This window comes from Sphaerisporangium fuscum (assembly GCF_018531465.1).
Lineage (GTDB): Bacteria > Actinomycetota > Actinomycetes > Streptosporangiales > Streptosporangiaceae > Sphaerisporangium > Sphaerisporangium fuscum.
Map to the genome: position 1 here is coordinate 214,078 of NZ_JAHDTF010000016.1, position 20,047 is coordinate 234,124.

General features: G+C 70.6%; 21 protein-coding genes. 9 read left to right on the forward strand and 12 right to left on the reverse strand.

The genetic code is table 11. From position 1 onward, the window contains the following. Positions 1 to 127 precede the first annotated feature (127 nt). Positions 128 to 622, forward strand: a complete 495-nt coding sequence (locus KIK05_RS21195; protein WP_214412503.1) for a DUF3145 domain-containing protein — start codon at positions 128 to 130, stop codon at positions 620 to 622. A gap of 152 nt (positions 623 to 774) precedes the next feature. Here KIK05_RS21195 and KIK05_RS21200 read toward each other — a convergent pair whose 3' ends face one another. From KIK05_RS21200 to KIK05_RS21245, 10 genes are all read right to left on the reverse strand, one after another. Continuing rightward, entirely contained in the window at positions 775 to 2,199 is a 1,425-nt protein-coding gene (locus KIK05_RS21200) for an acyl-CoA carboxylase subunit beta (RefSeq protein WP_214412504.1), read from the reverse strand. Between the two features lie 13 nt (positions 2,200 to 2,212). After that, a complete protein-coding gene (gene fabF, locus KIK05_RS21205; protein ID WP_214412505.1) occupies positions 2,213 to 3,445 on the reverse strand; it encodes a beta-ketoacyl-ACP synthase II in 1,233 nt (410 codons plus the stop codon). 77 nt (positions 3,446 to 3,522) lie between these two features. Continuing rightward, entirely contained in the window at positions 3,523 to 3,762 is a 240-nt protein-coding gene (locus tag KIK05_RS21210; RefSeq protein WP_214412506.1) for an acyl carrier protein, read from the reverse strand. Positions 3,763 to 3,831: 69 nt separating this feature from the next. Further along, a complete protein-coding gene (locus tag KIK05_RS21215) occupies positions 3,832 to 4,779 on the reverse strand; it encodes a beta-ketoacyl-ACP synthase III (RefSeq protein ID WP_214412546.1) in 948 nt (315 codons plus the stop codon). Positions 4,780 to 4,784: 5 nt separating this feature from the next. Beyond that, on the reverse strand, positions 4,785 to 5,708 hold the full coding sequence (locus tag KIK05_RS21220; RefSeq protein ID WP_214412507.1) for an ACP S-malonyltransferase: 924 nt from the start codon (positions 5,706 to 5,708) through the stop codon (positions 4,785 to 4,787). 117 nt (positions 5,709 to 5,825) lie between these two features. After that, complete coding sequence (locus tag KIK05_RS21225) at positions 5,826 to 6,935, reverse strand: PucR family transcriptional regulator (RefSeq protein WP_214412547.1); 1,110 nt, start codon at positions 6,933 to 6,935, stop codon at positions 5,826 to 5,828. A 106-nt stretch (positions 6,936 to 7,041) separates the two neighbouring features. Further along, entirely contained in the window at positions 7,042 to 7,491 is a 450-nt protein-coding gene (locus KIK05_RS21230; RefSeq protein ID WP_214412508.1) for a DUF350 domain-containing protein, read from the reverse strand. Next, positions 7,488 to 8,678: a glutathionylspermidine synthase family protein gene (locus KIK05_RS21235; RefSeq protein WP_214412509.1), complete on the reverse strand. Its 1,191-nt coding sequence runs from the start codon at positions 8,676 to 8,678 to the stop codon at positions 7,488 to 7,490. The genes KIK05_RS21230 and KIK05_RS21235 overlap by 4 nt, the downstream gene beginning before the upstream one ends. Before the next feature lie 2 nt (positions 8,679 to 8,680). Further along, the gene (locus KIK05_RS21240; protein WP_214412510.1) at positions 8,681 to 8,818 is read right to left on the reverse strand and encodes a hypothetical protein; all 138 of its coding nucleotides are present in this window, start codon (positions 8,816 to 8,818) and stop codon (positions 8,681 to 8,683) included. 34 nt (positions 8,819 to 8,852) lie between these two features. Further along, entirely contained in the window at positions 8,853 to 9,212 is a 360-nt protein-coding gene (locus tag KIK05_RS21245; protein WP_214412511.1) for a hypothetical protein, read from the reverse strand. A gap of 247 nt (positions 9,213 to 9,459) precedes the next feature. Here KIK05_RS21245 and KIK05_RS21250 point away from each other — a divergent pair, with 247 nt between their 5' ends. Together KIK05_RS21250 and KIK05_RS21255 are read left to right on the forward strand one after the other, a co-directional pair. Beyond that, positions 9,460 to 10,482, forward strand: coding sequence for a PHP domain-containing protein (locus KIK05_RS21250; RefSeq protein WP_214412512.1), 1,023 nt, complete (start codon positions 9,460 to 9,462; stop codon positions 10,480 to 10,482). Positions 10,483 to 10,567: 85 nt separating this feature from the next. Then, the gene (locus tag KIK05_RS21255) at positions 10,568 to 10,915 is read left to right on the forward strand and encodes a helix-turn-helix transcriptional regulator (RefSeq protein WP_214412513.1); all 348 of its coding nucleotides are present in this window, start codon (positions 10,568 to 10,570) and stop codon (positions 10,913 to 10,915) included. 285 nt (positions 10,916 to 11,200) lie between these two features. On the opposite strand, the gene KIK05_RS21260 is transcribed toward KIK05_RS21255, so the two are convergent. Next, on the reverse strand, positions 11,201 to 12,907 hold the full coding sequence (locus KIK05_RS21260) for a S1 family peptidase (RefSeq protein WP_308250038.1): 1,707 nt from the start codon (positions 12,905 to 12,907) through the stop codon (positions 11,201 to 11,203). 123 nt (positions 12,908 to 13,030) lie between these two features. Next, a complete protein-coding gene (gene aceE, locus KIK05_RS21265; RefSeq protein ID WP_214412514.1) occupies positions 13,031 to 15,787 on the reverse strand; it encodes a pyruvate dehydrogenase (acetyl-transferring), homodimeric type in 2,757 nt (918 codons plus the stop codon). A 445-nt stretch (positions 15,788 to 16,232) separates the two neighbouring features. Between aceE and KIK05_RS21270 the strand changes: the two genes are divergently transcribed. From KIK05_RS21270 to KIK05_RS47085, 6 genes are all read left to right on the forward strand, one after another. Further along, on the forward strand, positions 16,233 to 16,433 hold the full coding sequence (locus KIK05_RS21270) for a DUF1918 domain-containing protein (RefSeq protein ID WP_250563146.1): 201 nt from the start codon (positions 16,233 to 16,235) through the stop codon (positions 16,431 to 16,433). Between the two features lie 10 nt (positions 16,434 to 16,443). Then, positions 16,444 to 16,851: a secondary thiamine-phosphate synthase enzyme YjbQ gene (locus KIK05_RS21275; RefSeq protein ID WP_214412515.1), complete on the forward strand. Its 408-nt coding sequence runs from the start codon at positions 16,444 to 16,446 to the stop codon at positions 16,849 to 16,851. 133 nt (positions 16,852 to 16,984) lie between these two features. Then, positions 16,985 to 17,413: a DUF3052 domain-containing protein gene (locus tag KIK05_RS21280; protein ID WP_214412516.1), complete on the forward strand. Its 429-nt coding sequence runs from the start codon at positions 16,985 to 16,987 to the stop codon at positions 17,411 to 17,413. A gap of 106 nt (positions 17,414 to 17,519) precedes the next feature. After that, on the forward strand, positions 17,520 to 17,978 hold the full coding sequence (locus tag KIK05_RS21285; protein ID WP_214412517.1) for a peroxiredoxin: 459 nt from the start codon (positions 17,520 to 17,522) through the stop codon (positions 17,976 to 17,978). 48 nt (positions 17,979 to 18,026) lie between these two features. Then, positions 18,027 to 18,356: a hypothetical protein gene (locus KIK05_RS21290; protein ID WP_214412518.1), complete on the forward strand. Its 330-nt coding sequence runs from the start codon at positions 18,027 to 18,029 to the stop codon at positions 18,354 to 18,356. A gap of 435 nt (positions 18,357 to 18,791) precedes the next feature. After that, positions 18,792 to 20,027, forward strand: a complete 1,236-nt coding sequence (locus KIK05_RS47085; RefSeq protein WP_308250039.1) for an ROK family protein — start codon at positions 18,792 to 18,794, stop codon at positions 20,025 to 20,027. Positions 20,028 to 20,047 lie beyond the last annotated feature (20 nt).

Consider the following 20,047-nt stretch of genomic DNA (forward strand, 5'->3'; position numbering starts at 1 on the left):
CGTGATTAGGTATGACCCGGCTCTGGTGCCCCGCCACGACGGACGGTAGTCTCTCCCTCAGTCACTTGTGATCATCCCAGTATGAGGACGTTGGGGAAGGCGCACCTCGTACGAAACGGGAGGTCCGGTGTCTGCTCGTGGCGTGCTGTACGTCCACTCGGCTCAGCCCGCGCTGTGCCCGCATATCGAATGGGCGGTCGCGGGTGTCCTTGGCATACCTGTCGACCTGTCGTGGACTCCCCAGCCAGCCCAGCCTGGCACCGTGCGCACCCAGGCCGAGTGGGAGGGCCGCCCCGGTACGGCGGCGGCGATCACGTCGTCTCTCATGGGCTGGCAGCGCATCCGCTTCGAGATCACCGAGGACGCCTCTCCGGGCGTCGACGGCTCGCGCCACGCCTACACCCCGACGCTCGGCGCGTTCACGGCGGTGATCGGGGTGTCCGGCGACATCATGATCCCTGAGGACCGCTTGCGGAACGTCATGCTGATGGCCGCCCAGGGTCGTGTGGTCCTGGAGGAGGAGTTGGACCGGCTGCTCGGCAAGCAGTGGGACGAGGAGCTCGAGCCGTTCCGCTACGCCGGCGACGGCGCCCCCGTGCGCTGGCTGCACGCCGCCGTCTGAGGGCGCCCACATCGCGGCGACGATGCCGCCGCGGCGCAGGGCGTGGACCGGGACCGCCCGTCCTGGTCACCGCTCTGCCGTCATGAACGGTGACATGCGAGAAGGGAGGTGGGGCGCCCGGGCCCGCGCGGGGGCGCGCCACGCGCTGTGGATCAGAGGGGGATGTTGCCGTGGGCGCCCCGGGCCGGGGTCGCCTGGGCGAGGACCTTCGCGATCGCGGTGCGGGTCTCCTCGGGCTTGATGACCTCGTCGACGACGCCGATCTGGATGGCGCGGTCGAGGCCGCCGGCGACCTTCTCGTGCTCCTCGGCGAGCCGGGCCTCCAGGGCCGAGCGCTCCTCCTCCGGAGCGGCGGCGATCTCGCGGCGCTTGAGCACCCGGACGGCCGCCAGGGCGCCCATCACGGCGATCTCCGCCGTCGGCCAGGCGAAGACCTTCGTGGCCCCGAGGGAGCGGGAGTTCATCGCGATGTACGCCCCGCCGTACGCCTTGCGGGTCACCAGCGTCACCCGCGGCACCGAGGCCTCGGCGAAGGCGTGCAGGAGCTTGGCGCCCCGGCGTACCACGCCGTCGTGCTCCTGCCCGACGCCGGGGAGGTACCCGGGGACGTCGACCAGGACGATCAGCGGCACCCCGAACGCATCGCACATGCGGACGAACCGGGCGGCCTTCTCGGCCGAGGTCGAGTCGAGGCAGCCGGCCAGCCGCAGCGGGTTGTTGGCGATGACGCCGACCGTTCGGCCGCCGAGCCGGCCGAGGGTGGTGACGATGTTGGGCGCCCACTTGGGGTGCAGCTCGACCCCGGGCTCGTCGAGCAGGCCGTTGACGAGCGGGTGCACCGAGTAGGCCCGGCGGGCCTCCTCCGGCAGCAGGCCCGAGAAGTCGACGTCCTCCACCGAGTCGAGGCGGATGCGGCCCTGGTGACCGAGCAGCACCGCGAGGCGCCGGGCGTGCAGGATCGCCTCGGTGTCGGTCTTGGTGACCACGTGGACCACGCCGCTGCGCTTGCTGTGCGGCTCGGGGCCGCCGAGGGCGGCCATGTCGATCGTCTCGCCGGTGACGCTGCGCACGACGTCGGGGCCGGTGACGAAGATGCGGCCCTGGTCGGACAGGATCACCAGGTCGGTGAGGGCGGGACCGTACGCCGCCCCGCCCGCCGCCGGGCCGAGCACGACGGAGATCTGCGGCACGACACCGGAGGCCCTGGTCATCGCCGCGAACACGCGGCCCACGGCGTGCAGGGACTCCACGCCCTCGGCGAGGCGGGCGCCGCCGGAGTGCCACAGGCCGACGACCGGCACCCGCTCACGGACGGCGACGTCGTAGGCGTGCACGATGTGCTCGCATCCCTCGCTGCCCATCGCGCCGCCCTGGAAACGGGCGTCGCTCGCGAAGGCGACCACCGGCACCCCTTCGACACGGCCCATCGCGGCGAGCACGCCGCTGCGGTCCTGCGGGGAGATCAGGTGGATCGAGCCCTCGTCGAACAGGGCGGAAAGACGAATCAGGGGATCGCGGGGATCGGCAGGCTCCTTTTCGGAGGCCGCCGTCACCACCCCGTTGTCGAGCACGGTCACTGGTCGCTCCAAATCAGATGCTGGCGAAGGCCACGGCGACGTTGTGGCCGCCGAACCCGAACGAGTTGTTGATCGCGGCGATCTGGCCGTCGGGCAGCTTGCGCGCCTCGCCGCGCACGATGTCGATCTCCACCCCGTCGTCGAGGTTGTCGAGGTTGACCGTCGGGGGCACGATCCGGTCCTGCAGCGCCTTGATCGTGAAGACCGACTCGATGCCGCCGGCCCCGCCGAGCAGGTGGCCGGTCATCGACTTGGTGGCCGTCACCAGCGGGTGGTCGCCGATGATCTCCTGGATCGCCATGGTCTCCACGACGTCACCGGCCGGGGTGGAGGTGGCGTGCGCGTTGACGTGCCAGATGTCCTTACCGGTCAGCCCGGAGTCCTCCAGCACGTTGCGGGCCGCGCTCCTGATGCCGGCGCCGGTCGGCTCGGGCTGGGCGATGTGGTGGGCGTCGGCGGAGTAGCCGACCCCGGCCGCGATGGCGTACACGCGGGCGCCGCGCGCCAGGGCGTGCTCCTCGGACTCCAGCACGATGATGCCGGCGCCCTCGCCGAGCACGAACCCGTCGCGGTCCTTGTCCCACGGACGGGAGGCCCGCTGCGGCTCGTCGTTGCGGGTGGACATCGCCCGCATGGCCGCGAAGGAGGCCACGTTCAGCGGGTGGATGGCCGCCTCGGTGCCGCCCGCGACGACGACGTCGGCCCGCCCGGACCTGATCATCTCGATGGCGTAGCCGATGGACTCCGCCCCGGTGGCGCAGGCGCTGACGGTGGCGTGGACGCCGGCCGTCGCGCCGAGCTCGATGCCGATCCAGCCGGCCGAGCCGTTGGGCATCAGCATCGGGACGGTGAAGGGGGACAGCCGCTGCCAGCCCTTCTCCTTGAACAGGTCGTAGGCCGCGAGGATCGTGGTGATGCCGCCGATGCCGCTGCCGACGACGACCCCGAGCCGGTCGGGGGCGACCTTCGGCGAGCCTGCGTCCTGCCAGGCCTCACGGGCGGCGATGAGCGCGAACTGCTCGGCGCGGTCGAGGCGGCGCGACTCCGGCCGCGGCAGCACCTCGGTGGGCTCGACCGCCGCCTTGGCGGCGAACTTCACCGGCACCGAGTCGACCCAGTCTTCGGTGAGGGGGGTGACGCCCGACTGCCCGGCGAGGAGCGCCGACCAGGTCGAGGCGACGTCTCCACCGAGGGGCGTTGTCACGCCGAGCCCGGTGACAACGACACGTACCCGGTCTGTACTCACTTGATGCGCTCCTTGTGATCGACGCGAAGCAAGGCTGGGGGCTCAGACGTCCAGACGGGCCGGACGCCTGAGACGGGTTAGTTCTGGATGAAGTTGACGACGTCCTTGACGGTCTTCAGGTGCTTGAGCTGGTCGTCGGGGATCTCGACGCCGAACTCGTCCTGGGCGGCCACGGCGATCTCGACCATGGAGAGCGAGTCGATGTCGAGGTCGTCCACGAAGCTCTTCTCGAGGGTCACCTCGGAGGCAGGGATGCCGGTGATCTCGTTGATGATCTTGCCGAGGCCCGCGAGGATCTCCTGCTCGGAAACTGCCATGTCAGATTTCTCCTTGGATCGGTTTCTTATTGCCGCGTACGGTGAGCCGTGCGGGCCTGCCGTACAGGTTCAGGGGATCTCGACGACTTGGCCGGCGTAGGTCAGGCCGGCGCCGAAGCCGAGCAGCAGGGCGAGGTCGCCCGACTGCACCTCGCCACGCTCGACCATGCGGCTCAGCGCCAGCGGGATCGACGCGGCGGAGGTGTTGCCGGCGAGCACGATGTCCTTGGCGATCAGGGCCTTCTCGGCGCCGAGCTTGCGGGCGATGGCCTCGATGATGCGCAGGTTGGCCTGGTGGGGGACGAAGGCGGCCAGTTCGGCGGGGTCCACCCCGGCACGCTCGCACGCCTGCTTGGCCACGGGGTGAAGAGCCGTGGTGGCCCAGCGGAACACGGTCTGGCCTTCCTGGTGGAGGAAGGAGTCGCGGTCCTTGATGATGATGGCGTCGGCCTTGTCACCGGCGCTGCCCCAGACCACGGGCCCGACGCCGGGGGTGTCGGACGGGCCGAGCACCGCCGCGCCCGCACCGTCGGCGAAGATCACGCAGGTGGCCCGGTCGGTCCAGTCGACCCACTGGGAGAGCTTCTCGGTGCCGACGACCAGGACGTTGGTGGCCGACCCGGCCCTGATGGCGTCGCTCGCGGTGGCCATGGCGTAGCAGAACCCGGCGCAGGCCGCGTTGACGTCGAACGCGCCGGGGGCGTTGATGCCGAGCCGGTGGGCGACGCGGGCGGCGGCGTTCGGGATCTGGGCCTCGAGGGTGCAGGTGGCGACCACCACCAGGTCGATGTCGCCGGCCGACAGTCCGCTGGCGGCCAGCGCCTTGCCGCCGGCCTGCACGGCGATGTCGACGTCGGTCTCCTCGGGCCCGGCGATGCGGCGCTCCTTGATGCCGACGCGGCTCTGGATCCACTCGTCGTTGGTCTCGATGGTCTTGGCGAGGTCGTCGTTGGTGACGACGTTGGACGGCTGGTAGCCGCCGAACGCCAGGATCCGCGCGCCGGGGGCGCCCCGCATGATCTTCACTGGGCGGTCTCCTTGCTGAGGGCGGCGCGGGCGGCGTCGAGGTCGTCGGGGGTCTTCAGCGCCACCGTCTGGACACCGCGCAGCGCGCGCTTGGCGAGGCCTGTCAGCGTGCCGCCGGGCAGTAGCTCGATCATGGTGGTGACGCCGAGATCGGCCATCGTGGCCATGCAGCGGTCCCACCGGACGGGACGGCCGACCTGGTCGATCAGCCGCTCGACGAACTCGGCGCCGGTCGCGACGGCCCCGCCGTCGGCGTTGGACAGCAGGGTGACCTTGGGGTCGGCCGGGGTGATGCCGGCGGCGGCGGCGCGCAGCTGCTCGACCGCGGGGGCCATGTGGTGGGTGTGGAAGGCTCCGGCGACCGAGAGCGGGATCAGCCGGGCGCGGGCCGGCGGCTCGGCCGCGAAGGCGGCCAGCTGCTCGACCGTGCCGGCCGCGACGATCTGCCCGGCGCCGTTGATGTTGGCCGGGGTGAGGCCGTGGCGCTCGATCGTCTCGAGCACCTCCGCCTCGACGCCGCCGAGGACGGCGGTCATGCCGGTCCGGGTGACGGCGGCGGCCTTGGCCATGGCCTGGCCGCGCTCGCGGATCAGCCCGAGGGCCTGCTCGGGGGTGAGGACACCCGCGACGGCGGCGGCGGTGAACTCGCCGACGCTGTGGCCCGCCACCACCTCGGGCGCGGGCGCGCCGGCGCCGAGGAGAACCTCGGCCACGGCCAGGCCGGCGGCCACCAGCAGCGGCTGCGCGACGGCGGTGTCGCGGATCTCGTCCGCCTCCGCCGTGGTGCCGTAGGAGATCAGGTCGAGGCCGGCGACATCGGACCACGCGGAGAGCCGGTCGCGCAGACCGGGGATCTCAAGCCACGGGGTCAGGAAGCCTGGAGTCTGGGCGCCTTGGCCTGGAGCGACGATGACGAGCACAAAAACCACCATGCCCTGTAGGAGTTCACCACACTGCTAATGATCCGTACGAACTTTGTCGGTGGGTCTTTGTAGGAAACCTCTAGCGTAGGTTTCGGGCCCGTTACCGAACCTTTGTCAGGTCACGGTGGTCCTCGACAGCCGGCCGAGGATCAACCCGACCTGCAGGGTGAAGGCCGACCTGCCCTCCGTCGGCTGGTAGCCCGTCAGTTCTGTGATCTTCTTCAAACGGTAACGCACCGTGTTCGGATGGACGAACAACAGACGCGCCGTGGCTTCCAAAGATGTGCCCTGCTCCAGGTAGGTGGCGAGCGTATCGAGCAGCGGGGTGCCGTCGAGGGGCTTGTAGACGTTCTCGATCAGCTGTGCCCGGGCGTCCTCGTCGCCGTCGATCGCGCGCTCGGCGAGCAGCTCCTCGGCCAGCACCGGGCGCGGCGCGTCGGGCCAGCCCGCCGCGGCCCGCAGGCCGGCGGTGGCGGCCCGGGCCGACATCGCCGCCGCGTGCAGATCGGGGACCTCCGGCCCGATGACGATGGGGCCCGGCCCGAAGCGCGGCACGACGTGCCGTGCGGCGTCCTTGATGCTGTCGGCGCCGCCGACGATGACGATCAGGCGGTCGCCCTGCACACCGGCGAGCAGGTCCTGGCCGAGGCGGCGGCCCTTGTCGCGCATGCCGTCGATGACGGTCTGCGGATCGGCGTCGGGGGCGTGACCGGCGAGCACCACGACCGGGGAGGACGTCCAGCCGAGCGCGGCAGCCCAGGAGTGCAGCCCGTCGTCGACCTCGCCGCGTACCAGCGCGTCCACGATGAGGGCCTCCAGACGGGCGTCCCACGCGCCGCGCACCTCGGCCTCGCGCGCGTAGACGTGGGCGGCGGCGAAGGCGACGTCGCGGGTGTAGCGCAGGATGCCCTGCCGCAGCAGCTCCTCGCCGCCCGGCGCGGCCAGCTCGGGGACCTTCGCCTCCACCACCTCGACGACCATGCGCACCAGGTCGACGGTCTGCTGGAGGGAGACCGAGCGCTTCAGCTCGCGCGGCGCGGTGCCGAAGATCTCGATGCTGGGGGTGGGCCTGCCCTCGTCGGCGTGCTGGAACCACTCCACGAACGCGGCGATGCCGGCCTGGGCGACCAGGCCGACCCAGGAGCGGTCTTCGGCCGACAGCGCGCGGTACCACGGCAGCCGTTCTTCCATGCGTGCGGTCGCCGCGGTGCCGAGACCGCCCATCGCCCGTTCGAGGCGCCGTGCGGTGTCCTCGCGTACCCGGTCGTTCACATCCCTTAGAGTGCCAGTTCACCGGGAGTAGAACAGCCCCGCGGAGGCCGGTGGTGGCCTATATCACCGCGACGGCGGTGATGAGCCCGATCGCCAGGTGCGTCACCGAGAGCAGCACCGCGCCGGGCTGCAGCTTCTCCTCGCTGACCAGTTCGCGCACCGAGATGCCCACGACGCGGTCGAACAGCAGCGTCCCGACGGTCTGCACGACGATGCCGACCAGGCCGAACACCAGCGTGCTGAGCAGGCCTTCCTGCAGCGCGCCGCCGGACGACCAGATGGAGGAGGCCACGATCAGGCCGACGGCGGCGAGGCCGGAGGCGGTCAGCAGGGCGGCGTTGGGGTTGCGGTCGGTCTTGATGATCTTACTGAGCCGCCCCGGGGTGGCCATGTCGATCACGTAGAAGCCGGTGACCAGCAGCAGGACGCCGAGGGCCGCGTAGGCGAGGATGGCGAGCGCCCCTCGTCCGAGGGCCTCTCCGAGCGGGCCGGCGAGCGCGACGGTCATCTGTCTCTCCTTGGTGGTGCTTGGGTGGGGGGTCGGCGTTCGACCCGGTGGGGAACGAACGAGGAGGTGTCGTCGGTGATCAGCCCGGAGGTCTCCCTGATGCCGAGGCCGGCGGGCTCGTCGCCGACGACCCACGCGCCGAGCACCGGCCGGAAGCCGCCGAACTCGGGCAGGGCCTGGAACTCCTGGTAGACGTAGCCCTCGGCGCCGTAGGTCCCCTCGGTGCTCCGCGTGCCGTCGGGGGTCACCACGCGCATGCTCGCGCCCTCCCGGCCGAGCAGCGGCTTCTCGATGTGGGCCGGCAGGTCGCGGGGGCCGTCCAGATAGGCGGGCAGCAGGTTCGGGTGCCCGGGGTACATCTCCCACAGCACCGCCAGCAGCGCCTTGTTGGACAGCAGCATCTTCCACAGCGGCTCGATCCAGGTCATGGAGATCTGGCCGCGCACCGCCTGCGGGCCGAAGGGGTCGGCGACCGCCCACTCCCAGGGATAGAGCTTGCACAGGGTGCGGATCACCCGCTGCTCCATGTCGACGAAGCGCAGGGCCCGGGAGTCCCAGCCGATGTCCTCCATGGCGATGGCGAGGGTCTTCAGGCCCGCCTGCTCGGCGGTCTCCTGGAGGTAGCCGAGCGTCATCACCTCTTCGCCGGTCTCGTCCATGTTCGTCCAGGCGAAGTGGGCCGGGCCGCTCTGCAGCCGCAACTCCTTCCAGCGCGCGATCAGCCGTTCGTGGATGGAGTTCCACTGGTCGTCGTCCGGATAGGCGTCCTTGAGCCAGAACCACTGGATGAGCGAGCTCTCCACCAGGCTGGTCGGCGTGTCGGCGTTGTACTCCAGCAGCTTGGCCGGCCCTTCGCCGTCGTACCGCAGGTCGAAGCGGCCGTACACGTGCGGGTCCTCGCGCCGCCACGACGCGGCGACCTCGGGTGCGGCCCACTCGGGGATCGCGAAGTCGCGGAAGCGCTCATTGACGATCACGTACTCGACCGCCTCCAGGCACATGCCGTGCAGCTCCTCCACCTGGCTCTCCAGGTCGAGGACCTCGTCCATGCCGAAGACGTAATGCACGCTCTCGTCCCAGTACGGACGGGAAAGGTCCTCGGGGTGCGCGGAACGGTGGTACGCCAGCCCCTGCGACTCGATGATCTTCTCCCAGCCGTCCCGCCGGTCGGACTCCTGGCGCCGCACCTCTAACTCCCTCCGTGGTCGCGGCCGCCGAGGCCGCCGCGCGTGATGTCCCGGCCGTTCCTGGAGACGATCGTGGTGTCCCTCGGCATCACGCCCGTGCCGCGGGAGACGCGGCCGCCGCGCCGCGGGGGCTTCGTCATCGGTCTCCTCACCAGAGATGGGCGGGCGGGGGGTTCAGCTGCCGCCGAAGCCCCGGCCGCCGAACCCGCCCCGCTGGATCACCGAGCCGGCCCGCGTGCTGATGTGCGCGTTCGCCGGCCGGACGGTCGTGCCGCTCAGCACGCGACCGGCCCTGCGGGTGCCGCCGTAGTACCAGCGGTACGCGCCGTGGGAGCCGCTGTACCCGTGGGAGTGGCCGTCGTCGTCGCAGTAGTCGTCGTCGACGACCTGATACGACCCGTCGGGCTGACGGCTGCCGAGGTCGACGCAGTCGGCCACCACCCGGTCGGAGAAGACGTCCTGCGCGGCGCAGAACCCCAGGACCAGCGTCGAGAGCAGACCCATCGCGCCGAGGGTGATCACGCTGGAGGACATCCCCTTGCCCTTGCCCCCCGCGGGCGCGCCCGCCGGCGGTCCCGGTCGCTGTGCCAGAGGGTGGGGAGGTAGAACAGGCTCCGGGGTGGGGTCGGGCATCGGATTTCCATCTCTCAGAAGAGTCAGCACAGCGTATCGGTAGGGGGATCAACGGGGACAGCAGGGGGAAAGTTTCCGAAACGGCCAGGAAACCGGCCGGCCACGGGAGACCCGGCATGTCCCCGCGGGGGTGGGTAGATTCGCGGGTGTGGAACCGGTCGAAGCCCTGAAGCGGATCGCCTTTCTCCTGGAGCGGGCGGGGGAGCCCACCTACCGGGTGCGCGCCTTCCGCGGCGCCGCGGACACCATCGCCGGCATCCCCCGCGAGGAGCTGGCACGGCTCGCGGGCTCCGGCGGCCTCACCGACCTGAAGGGCATCGGCAAGGTGACCTCCCTGGCGATCAGCGAGGCGCTCGCGGGGCAGGTGCCGACCTACCTGCGCCGGCTGGAGGACACCGCCGGGCTCGACCTGGACGAGGCCACCGCCGCCCTGCGCGCCGCCCTCCGGGGCGACCTGCACAGCCACTCCGACTGGTCCGACGGCGGATCGCCGATCGAGGAGATGGCCGTCGCCGCCCGCGACCTCGGCCACGACTACCTGGCCCTGACCGACCACTCGCCGCGGCTCACGGTGGCCCGCGGCCTGTCGCCGCAGCGGCTGCGCGAGCAGCTCGACGTCGTCGCCGAGCTGAACGAGAAGCTGGCGCCCTTCCGCGTACTGACCGGCATCGAGGTCGACATCCTGCCCGACGGCTCGCTCGACCAGGAGCCCGAGTTGCTCGAGCGGCTCGACGTGGTGGTGGCGAGCGTCCACTCCAAGCTGAGGATGGCCGCCGGAGACATGACGCGCCGCATGGTCACCGCGATCGCGAACCCGCACGTGGACGTCCTCGGCCACTGCACCGGGCGCGTGGTCAAGGGAGGCGGCGCACGCGGCGTGATCAGGCCCGAGTCGGAGTTCGACGCCGAGATCGTCTTCGAGGCGTGCCGCCGGTTCGGCGTCGCGGTCGAGATCAACTCCCGGCCCGACCGGCTCGACCCGCCCAAGCGGCTGCTGCGGCTGGCCTACGAGATGGGCTGCCTGTTCTCGATCGACTCCGACGCCCACGCCCCCGGCCAGCTCGAGTGGCAGCACTACGGCTGCGCCCGGGCCGTGCAGTGCGGCGTCGAGCCCGACCGCGTGATCGACACCTGGCCGTTGGACGACCTCGTCGCCTTTACGGCCGCCTGAGCCTCCGGCCGGTAAGGGTTTCCAGGCCTTCGAGTAAGCCTCGCGGGGCCGCCCGAATGTCGGTGGCGCGGCGTAGCTTCGGGATGTGACCCCGAATGATCGTGAGCCCGACCCCGGCTGTGAGGCGCGCACCGCGGCCGGCCTCGTGATCGCGGAGGCGCTCCGGCGCCGGCGGGTGCTGCGCATCACCTACAACGACCGCTCGGGGGTCTCCACCGAGCGCGACGTCGAGCCGGGTGTCTTCATCGGCGGCCGCGGCGGCTTCTGGTACCTCGTGGCGTGGTGCCGGCTGCGGCAGGACGTCCGGGTGTTCCGCCTCGACCGTGTCGCCGGGGCGGAGCTCACCGACGAACCCGCCGGCCCGCGCCGCCAGCTCGACGAGTACGCCCCCGACATCCCCGAGCTCATCGCCCGCGACTCCGCCCTCGGCTGACCCCGCCCCCCTCACCGCCGAGCGGAGCGAGGCCATCGGACGGGTGAGGGGTGCGGCGGTGGTCTGAGGAGGAGGGAGGGTGAGGGACGAGCCCGTACGACGACGAAGGCCGCCGCCTCAAGGGGCGCCCCTCACCGCCGAGCGGAGCGAGGCCATCGGACGGGTGAGGGGTGCGGCGGTGGTCTGAGGAGGAGGGAGGGTGAGGGACGAGCCCGTACGACGACGAAGGCCGCCGCCTCAAGGGGCGCCCCTCGCCGCCGAGCGGAGCGAGGCCATCGAACACAGTCACGGCTGGTTGCCCAGCTGGCGGCGCAGCTCGGCGAGCTCGCGCTCCAGATCGGCGATCTGCTGCTGGGGCTGCTCGGCCTGCGGAGGCTGCGGGCCCGGCCGGCCCGGGAAGCCGCCCTGCGGGCCCTGGTAGCCCTGCGGGGGCATTCCGTGCGGGGGCAGCCCCTGCTGCTGCGGGCCGCCCTGCTGTGCGCCCGGGTACGGCAGCGCCGCCTGAGGCTGCGGCTGCCACTGCTGCTGCGGCACGGCGTACGCCTGCTGCTGCGGGTACGGCCGCCCGGTGGCGGCCTTGCGACGCCGTCCGGCCGCCATGACGAGCACCACGACGATCCCGACGCCGACCAGCGCGCCGCCGCCGATCAGGATCCACGGCAGGGTCGACGACGGGGTCTGGTCCTTGCCCGACGAGATCGCCTGCTGGGTGTCGCTGATGTACTTGGCGACGTAGGGGTGGTTCGGGAACAGCGCCTGCACCTCGCGGAACTTCGGCAGGGCGCGCGAGTAGTAGTGCCTGAAGTAGTCGTCCAGCGCCTCGTTCCACCTCGTCGAGGTCAGACCCTGTGCCGGCTTGACGTTCTTCTCGTTGAGCTTCTCCTTGATGATGCCGACCGGCAGCACGAAGGTCTGGGTCTCGGTGTTCTCGCCGCCCTCGGTGACCGAGCCGGCGATCAGCATGCCGATGACCTTGCCGTCCTTGCTGAAGACCGGGCCTCCGGAGTTGCCGTGGTAGGCCGGGGCCTGCGTCTGGATGTACGGCACGCCGGTCTGGGTGGTGCGCTTGGCGCTGTAGGGGCCCTCGGTCAGGGCCGGGTCCAGTTTGGACTCCAGGCTGAAGAACGGGGTGTTGGTGACCAGGCCGGGGAAGCCGCTGATGTACAGCGTGTCGCCGGTCTGCACGTCGGCGTCGTCCCCGAGCGGCACGGTCGGCAGGTTCTGCTGGCCGTTGACCTTCAGCAGCGCGAAGTCCTTGCCGGGGTAGCTCTCGCCGACCGACACCAGCTCGGCCGGGACCGGCTTGGCGGTCTTGTCGACGCCGCCGCCCGGCAGGCTCTGCAGCACCGACAGGCTCTTCTGCAGTCCCTGGATGCGCAGGTGGGTGCTGTTGAAGGTGACGAAGAGCTGGGTCGCCAGCTTCACGATCTCCTCGTCGGTCTGGTAGTCGCCCAGTTCCTTCAGGACGGTCGCCGCGTCCTCCTTGTTGAACTTCTCCAGCGCCTGCTGGGCGAACAGCTGGCCGAGCTCCTCCTCGCCCGTCTCGACGCAGTGGGCGCCGGTGACCATGTAGCCGTCCGGGGTCACCCACCAGCCGGTGCACAGGCCGCCGACCTCGGCGTCCACCGACCGGTTGGGGCCGGCCGCGCGCAGGAAGGTGTTGGGGTCGGCCGCCATCTTCTGGAAGATGTACTTGGCGATGCTGCGCTCGTCCTGGGCGATCTTGCCGGTGATCGCGGCGTTGGCGGCCTGCTGGGCCAGGGCCTGCATCGCCGCCTGCTTGATCTCGGGAGTGGGCACGACCACCTGGCCGGTGTAGGTCAGGCTGGTCAGCTGGACCGCGGGGTGCGCCTGCGCGGCCAGGCGGGTGCCCACGGGCACGTTGGGGGTCTCGCCGTCGGCCACGGCCGGCGCGGCCACGGCCGTCATGCTCAGCGCGATGGACGCCCCCGCGGCGACCATCGTGAGCGACTTCCTGATTTTTCCGTTCACGCCGGTCATCGTGCGACATGCGGCTTGTCCGCAACTTGTGAGCGACTTGGCGCACTGCGTCAGCGTGGACACCAACGAAACGGGCCCCCGCGCGAGGTCGCGCGAGGGCCCGTCCCAGAGGTCTCAGACCCCCATGGACTGCGTCTCGTTGCTCTCCGGGGTCGGCTGCGCGACGACCTCGGTGACGCCGTTCTTCAGGTGGTAGCGGGAGATCGCCTCACGCAGGATCTCCTGCTTGACCTCGCCCCGCCTGGCCAGCTCGGTGAGCACGGCCAGGGTGATCGACGCGGCGTCCACGTGGAAGTGGCGGCGCAGCGCCGAGCGGGTGTCCGACAGGCCGAAACCGTCGGTGCCGAGGGACGCCCAGTCGCCGGGCACCCACCGCGAGATCTGGTCGGGCACGGCGCGCATGTAGTCGCTGACCCCGACGAACGGGCCGGACGCCTGCGACAGGACCTGGGTGACGTACGGCACCCGCTGCTCGGCGTCGGGGTTGAGCAGGTTGTGCTCCTCGCAGTCGAGCGCGTCGCGGCGCAGCTCCGACCAGGAGGGGGCCGACCAGACCTCGGCCGCCACGCCCCACTCCTCGGCGAGCAGGCGCTGCGCCTCGAGGGCCCAGCGACCGGCGACGCCGGAGGCGAGGATGTTGGCCCGCGGGCCCTCGATGTCGGGGGCCTTGGCGAACCGGTAGAGGCCCTTCAGCACGCCGTCGACGTCGAGGTTCTCCGGCTCGGCGGGCTGGGGGTACGGCTCGTTGTAGACGGTGAGGTAGTAGAAGACGTCCTCGGGCTGGTCGCCGTACATCCGGCGCAGGCCGTCCTTGACGATGTGGGCGATCTCGAACGCCCACGCCGGGTCGTAGGACACGCAGGCCGGGTTGGTGGAGGCGATCAGCGGCGTGTGGCCGTCCTCGTGCTGCAGGCCCTCGCCGTTCAGCGTGGTGCGCCCGGCGGTCGCGCCGAGCAGGAAGCCCCGGCCCATCTGGTCGCCGAGCTGCCACATCTGGTCGGCGGTGCGCTGGAACCCGAACATCGAGTAGAAGATGTAGATCGGGATCATGTGCTCGCCGTGGGTGGCGTACGACGAGCCGGCCGCGATCACCGAGCCCATCGAGCCCGACTCGCTGATGCCCTCGTGCAGGATCTGACCCTCGGTCGACTCCTTGTACGACAGGATCAGGTTGCGGTCGACGGCCTCGTAGGTCTGCCCGTGCGGCGAGTAGATCTTCGCGGTCGGGAACATCGCGTCGAGACCGAAGGTGCGGGCCTCGTCGGGGATGACCGGTACGAACCTCGCGCCGATCTCCTTGTCGCGCATGAGGTCCTTCAGCAGGCGGACGAACGCCATGGTGGTGGCGACGTTCTGCTTGCCGGAGCCCTTCTTCAGGTCGGCGTAGACCTTGTCGCCGGGCAGGCTGAGCGGCTTGGCCCGCGTGACGCGCTTGGGCAGGTAGCCGCCGAGCGCCGCGCGGCGCTCGCGCATGTAGGCGATCTCCTCGTCGTTCTCACCGGGGTGGAAGTACGGGGGCAGGTCGCCCTCGAGGTCCTTGTCCGGGATCGGGAGGTAGAGCCGGTCGCGGAACTCCTTGAGCTCGGCCTTGGTCATCTTCTTCATCTGGTGCGTGGCGTTGCGCGCCTCGAAGTCCTTGCCGAGGGTCCATCCCTTGATGGTCTGGGCGAGGATGACCGTGGGCTGGCCGACGTGCTCGCGGGCGGCCTTGAACGCGGCGTAGACCTTGCGGTAGTCGTGACCGCCGCGCGACAGCTTGCGGATGTCGTCGTCGGACAGGTGCTCGACCATCTTGCGCAGGCGCGGGTCGTCACCGAAGAAGTTCTCGCGGATGTACTCGCCGGACTCGACGGAGTAGGTCTGGAACTGGCCGTCGGGGGTGGTGTTCATCTTGTTGACGAGCACGCCGTCGACGTCGGCGGCCAGCAGCGGGTCCCACTCGCGGCCCCAGACCACCTTGATGACGTTCCAGCCGGCGCCCCGGAAGAACGACTCCAGCTCCTGGATGACCTTGCCGTTGCCGCGCACCGGGCCGTCGAGCCGCTGCAGGTTGCAGTTGATGACGAAGGTCAGGTTGTCGAGCTCCTCGCGGGAGGCGAGGCCGATGGCGCCGAGCGACTCCGGCTCGTCCATCTCGCCGTCGCCGAGGAAGCACCATACGTGGCTGCGGCTGGTGTCCTTGATCTTCCGGTTGAGGAGATAGCGGTTGAACCGCGCCTGGTAGATCGCGCCGATCGCGCCGAGGCCCATGGAGACAGTGGGGAACTCCCAGAAGTCGGGCATCAGGCGCGGGTGAGGATAGGAGGGAAGACCCTTGAAGCCGTGGGACAGCTCCTGCCGGAAGGCGTCGAGCTGCGACTCGTTCAGGCGGCCCTCGAGGAAGGCGCGGGCGTAGATGCCGGGGGCGGCGTGCCCCTGGATGAACACCTGGTCGCCCGACTCGCCGTGGTCCTTGCCGCGGAAGAAGTGGTTGAAGCCCACCTCATACAGCGAGGCCGCCGAGGCGTAGGTGGCGATGTGGCCGCCGACGTTGGTGCGGGCGTTGGCCCGGGTCACCATGACGGCGGCGTTCCACCGGATGTAGGCCCGGATGCGCCGCTCGACGTACTCGTCGCCCGGGAACCAGGGCTCACGCTCCGGCGGGATGGTGTTGATGTAGTCGGTGCTCCGCAGTCCGGGCACCCCGACCTGATGCTCACGCGCGCGCTCTAGCAGGCGCAGCATCAGGTAACGGGCTCGGCTACGACCCTCCGTCTTGACGACGGTGTCAAGCGACTCGAGCCACTCCTGGGTCTCGCTGGGGTCGACATCAGGCAGCTGGCTGGGTAGGCCGTCACTGATGATCGAGAAACGCTGGCGTCCGGAAGCCACTGGGTCTCGCCTTCCGAGGATGGACTGGTTAAGCCTCTTCTTCGATGTCTAGGTCGTCTCCCATCCTGGCTTCTTACACCGGAAAGTGCATCTCTACCGTCCGGTAACCAAGATGTCCCTGCTGGCAGGGGGCCAAACGTGGCCTAGACCACCGATGGTAGGACGATTCTCCCAGTAAGCACCAAATCAGCCTCAACTGGGGGGCATCCATCCTTCCGGGCTGGGGGGTGGTCAGGGTCTGCCTCCCCCGCATGCCGCCGTCCAACCCCGGCCCGCCGCACCGGCGCATCTCACCTTTCTCTCTTGTCACTCCCGCGCTCCGCCGCACGCGTGTCCCGGGTAACGTTTCGGTCTTGATTTGCCCTGCCTCCGTCAGGGATGACGGCCTCCTCTTTCCGTGCGGCGTGAGCCGTACGACCCTGGAAGGGATGCTGAAGAAGGAGGGATGGACGTGTACGCCACCGTCGGCGACCGGCTCCTCGTCCACGGAAACACGGTGGGGGAAAGGGATCGGCCGGGTCTGATCATCGAAGTAAGAGGGCCGGAAGGCCATCCTCCATATGTCGTTCGCTTCGACGACGGGCACACCGGATTGGTGTTTCCCGGTCCGGATGCGATTGTCCTCCCAGTTCAGCGGGGATCATAAGATCCGTTAAGTGAAATCACAGACGTTCGAGGTGAGCACCGGGACGAGGGAACGGGTGTACGACATCACCCGGCAGTGCGAGGAGTTCGCGCGGTCCTGTGGCGGAGACGGGCTGTTGCACGTCTTCGTCCCGCACGCGACGGCGGGGGTGGCGCTGCTGGAGCTCGGCTCCGGCAGCGACGACGATCTTCTCGGTCTGCTGGACGACCTGCTCCCGGCCGACGACCGTTGGCGGCACGCCCACGGGTCGCGCGGCCACGGCAGGTCGCACGTGATGCCGGCTCTCATTCCTCCGTACGCGACGGTCCCGGTGCTGGACGGTCGGCTGGCGCTCGGCACATGGCAGTCGGTCGCTATCGTCGACCTCAACGTCGACAACCCGGAACGGCGTGTCCGTTTGTCGTTTTTGTCGGACTAGCAGATAACGGTGCGGATCACCGTCGTGGCGACCGTTGACGACGATGGGTCACAGCGTGTGGACTGTGCCGAAGCGGCCTCGCAGGGGCCGGTAAGCCGCCTAGGGCGGGGCCATCCAAGCAGGAGGGATAAACGTGAGCGCGACCGCGGGTCAGGCGCAGGGCGAGCGCGGCCTGGCCGAGCGACTCGGTCTGAAGCCGGGTCAGGTGGTGCAGGAGATCGGCTGGGACGAAGACGCCGACGAGCAGCTTCGCCAGTCCATCGAGGAGCTCACCGGCAACGAAATGGTCGATGAGGACGCCGAGGACGTCGTCGATGTCGTGCTGCTGTGGTGGCGTGACGGCGACGGGGACCTGTTCGACGCCCTGAGCGACGCCATGACCGGACTGGCCGACGGCGGCCAGATCTGGCTGCTGACTCCCAAGGTGGGACGTGAGGGGCACGTCGAGCCGAGCGACATCGGGGAGGACGCCGCCACTGCGGGCCTTTCCCAGACCAGCAGCGTCAGCGCGGCCCGCGACTGGTCGGGCACGAGGCTCGTCGCTCCGAAGGGGCGCCGCTAGAGGTCCTCGCTTTCCGCTTCCACTGCCGTACGGCTGGCACGGGCCGTACGGCAGGATGATGTGCGCTCGCGGTCATTCGTTCATCTTCTGTGGGGAAAGGGCCGGTATGGCTGTCGAGGTGGGCGACAAGGCGCCGGAGTTCGAGCTGAAGGACCAGCACGGGACACCGGTGAGACTGAGCGACCTGCGAGGGAGGCGGGTCGTCCTCGTGTTCTATCCGCTTGCCTTCACCCCGGTCTGCCACGGCGAGCTCGCGGTCATCCGCGACCGGTTCGCCCCCGGTGTGGACGGCGACGTCCGGATCCTGACCGTGTCCTGCGACTCGATGGCGAGCCAGCGAGCCTGGGCCGACCAAGAGGGCTTCACGTTTTCGATGTTGTCCGACTTCTGGCCCCATGGGGAGGTCGCGCGGGCGTACGGTGTCTTCGACGAAGACAGGGGGCTCGCGCTCCGCGGCACCTTCGTCATCGACGCCGAGGGCGTGGTCCGCTGGAAGGTGGTCAACCCGGTCCCCACGGCGCGCGACATCTCCGAGTACCACAAGGTGCTCGCCGAAATCTCCTAGCGAAGTGCGCCGGGCGAGGGCCCGGCGAAGACGAAGGCGGTGGCGACGATGCCCTGCTATCGGTGCGGGGTCCGGCAGACGGACCCGGTGCGCGGCGCGAGCCCCTGGCGGCGGGGTGTGCGGCGCGAGAAGCAAGTGCTGATCTGCCCGTCCTGCCAGCGGGAGCACGACCTCGACCTCGACCACTGCGGATCCTGCGGCTCCACCACGCTGATCTGCCGGCTGGGGGAGGTCGAGTGCCGGTCGTGCGGTTCGGTGCGCCCGGCGGGCTCCCTGGACCCATCGAGCTCCGAGACCACCTCGGCGATGGCTCCCGGCCTGGCCGAAGAGGTCGAGGCGGCCCTCAGCCGCGTCCTCGGCCGCCAGCCCGCGTTCTGAGGGTCGGCGTTAGTCCCTTTCCTCCCGTTTTGACTCGTGCCTATATATGGGCAAAACTGCGCGGGAATGCGCAGCAATCTTCGGAGCGGCGACGGTGGCGGGTCCGGCCGTGAAGATCGGTGAAGAGGGGAAGACCTCGGTGCACGAGCCCAGCAGTCCGGGTGACGACCTCGCCCGCGCCACCGCGTACGGCGAGCCGAGCCGCCCGGGATCGCTGCCGGACGACTTCGCTCGCTTCCGCTCCCGGACAACGGCGGGCGGGCCGGCCCGACGGGGATCGTCGACGGACGGCTTCACCCGCTTCCGCTCCCGGGCAACAGTGGCGGGGCGGGGCCGCCCGGGATCGCTGGCGGACGGCTCCACGCGCTTCCGCTCCCGGACGACGGCGGGCGGGCCGGCCCGCACAAGCTCATCCACAGGATCGAGGGCACACGCGTGAGCTCCTTCGTCGTCGCCCTCGACGTCGGCGGCACCTCCATGAAGGGGGGCCTCGTCAGCTCCACCGGCCAGGTGCTGCTGACCGACCGGCGCCCCACACCCCGCGCCGAGGGCCCGCTGCGGGTCGTCGAGGCGATCAGCGCCTTCATCGACGCCCTCGCGCGCGCCGGCCACGGCACGCCGGCGGGCGTCGGCCTCGCCGTGCCCGGACTGGTCACCTCCGACACGGCCGTGTACTCCGCCAACATCGGCTGGAAGGACGTCCCGGCCACCGACTTCACGAACCTGAACGTCCCGGTCCGCCTCGGCCACGACGTCCGCACCGGAGGGCTGGCCGAGAGCGTCCTCGGCGCCGGCCGTGCCGAACCCGACTTCCTCTTCCTCCCCATCGGCACCGGAATAGCCGGAGCCGTCATCATCGGGCACCATCCGTACGGCGGCTCGTCCGGCTGGGGCGGCGAGATAGGGCACATCCCCGTCTTCCCGTCCGGCGAGCGCTGTGCCTGCGGGCAGATCGGCTGCCTGGAGACCTACGCCTCGGCGGCCTCCGTGGCTCGCCGCTACGCCGAACGCCTCAGCCGCGCCGCCTCCCTCCGCCCCACCACCCCCCACGGAACCCCCACCACTGAGGACCCGCGAGCTTCCGCTCCAGGGGCCACCACCCCGGCCTCCGCTCCGCGGCCCGCCACCCCGGTCTCCGCGCCGGCATCCACCACGTCTGCCTCCGCTCCGCGGCCTGCCACGCCTGCCTCCGCTCCAGGGCCTGCCATCCCGGTCTCCGCGCCGGCATCCACCACGTCTGCCTCCGCTCCAGGGCCTGCCATCCCGGTCTCCGCGCCGGCATCCACCACCTCTGCCTCCGCTCCGCGGCCTGCCACGGCGGAGGACGTCGTGGCGCTGGCCATGCGCGGCGACCCTGACGCCTCGGCCATCTGGGACGACGCCCTGGAGGCCCTGTCGCTCGCCCTGGCCTCCTACACCCTCCTGATGGACCCCTCGTCGATCATCATCGGCGGAGGGCTCGCCGAGGCGGGCCCCGCGCTGTTCGACCCGCTGGCCGAACGCCTCCAGGAGCGGCTGACCTTCCGCACCGCCCCTCCGCTCCGGCGCGCGGCCCTTGGAGTGAACGCCGGCATGCTCGGCGCCGCCCTCCTCGGCTGGCAGGCGGCCGGCGTCCCCGACGCCGGCGCCTCGTGGTCTCTCGATGTGCTCAGGTCGCCTTCGGTACCGTAAGGTGTAGCCCGAAAGGCGTC

What these genes read in the sequence shown, in the direction of transcription:
- KIK05_RS21210 (WP_214412506.1), bottom strand. Translation starts at nt 3,762, where the DNA reads ATGGCAGTTTCCGAGCAGGAGATCCTCGCGGGCCTCGGCAAGATCATC.
- KIK05_RS21215 (WP_214412546.1), bottom strand. Translation starts at nt 4,779, where the DNA reads ATGCGGGGCGCCCCCGGCGCGCGGATCCTGGCGTTCGGCGGCTACCAG.
- KIK05_RS21225 (WP_214412547.1), bottom strand. Translation starts at nt 6,935, where the DNA reads ATGGGCGGTCTCGGCACCGCGGCGACCGCACGCATGGAAGAACGGCTG.
- KIK05_RS21230 (WP_214412508.1), bottom strand. Translation starts at nt 7,491, where the DNA reads ATGACCGTCGCGCTCGCCGGCCCGCTCGGAGAGGCCCTCGGACGAGGG.
- KIK05_RS21240 (WP_214412510.1), bottom strand. Translation starts at nt 8,818, where the DNA reads ATGACGAAGCCCCCGCGGCGCGGCGGCCGCGTCTCCCGCGGCACGGGC.
- KIK05_RS21245 (WP_214412511.1), bottom strand. Translation starts at nt 9,212, where the DNA reads ATGTCCTCCAGCGTGATCACCCTCGGCGCGATGGGTCTGCTCTCGACG.
- KIK05_RS21270 (WP_250563146.1), top strand. Translation starts at nt 16,233, where the DNA reads ATGGACGTGTACGCCACCGTCGGCGACCGGCTCCTCGTCCACGGAAAC.
- KIK05_RS21285 (WP_214412517.1), top strand. Translation starts at nt 17,520, where the DNA reads ATGGCTGTCGAGGTGGGCGACAAGGCGCCGGAGTTCGAGCTGAAGGAC.
- KIK05_RS21290 (WP_214412518.1), top strand. Translation starts at nt 18,027, where the DNA reads ATGCCCTGCTATCGGTGCGGGGTCCGGCAGACGGACCCGGTGCGCGGC.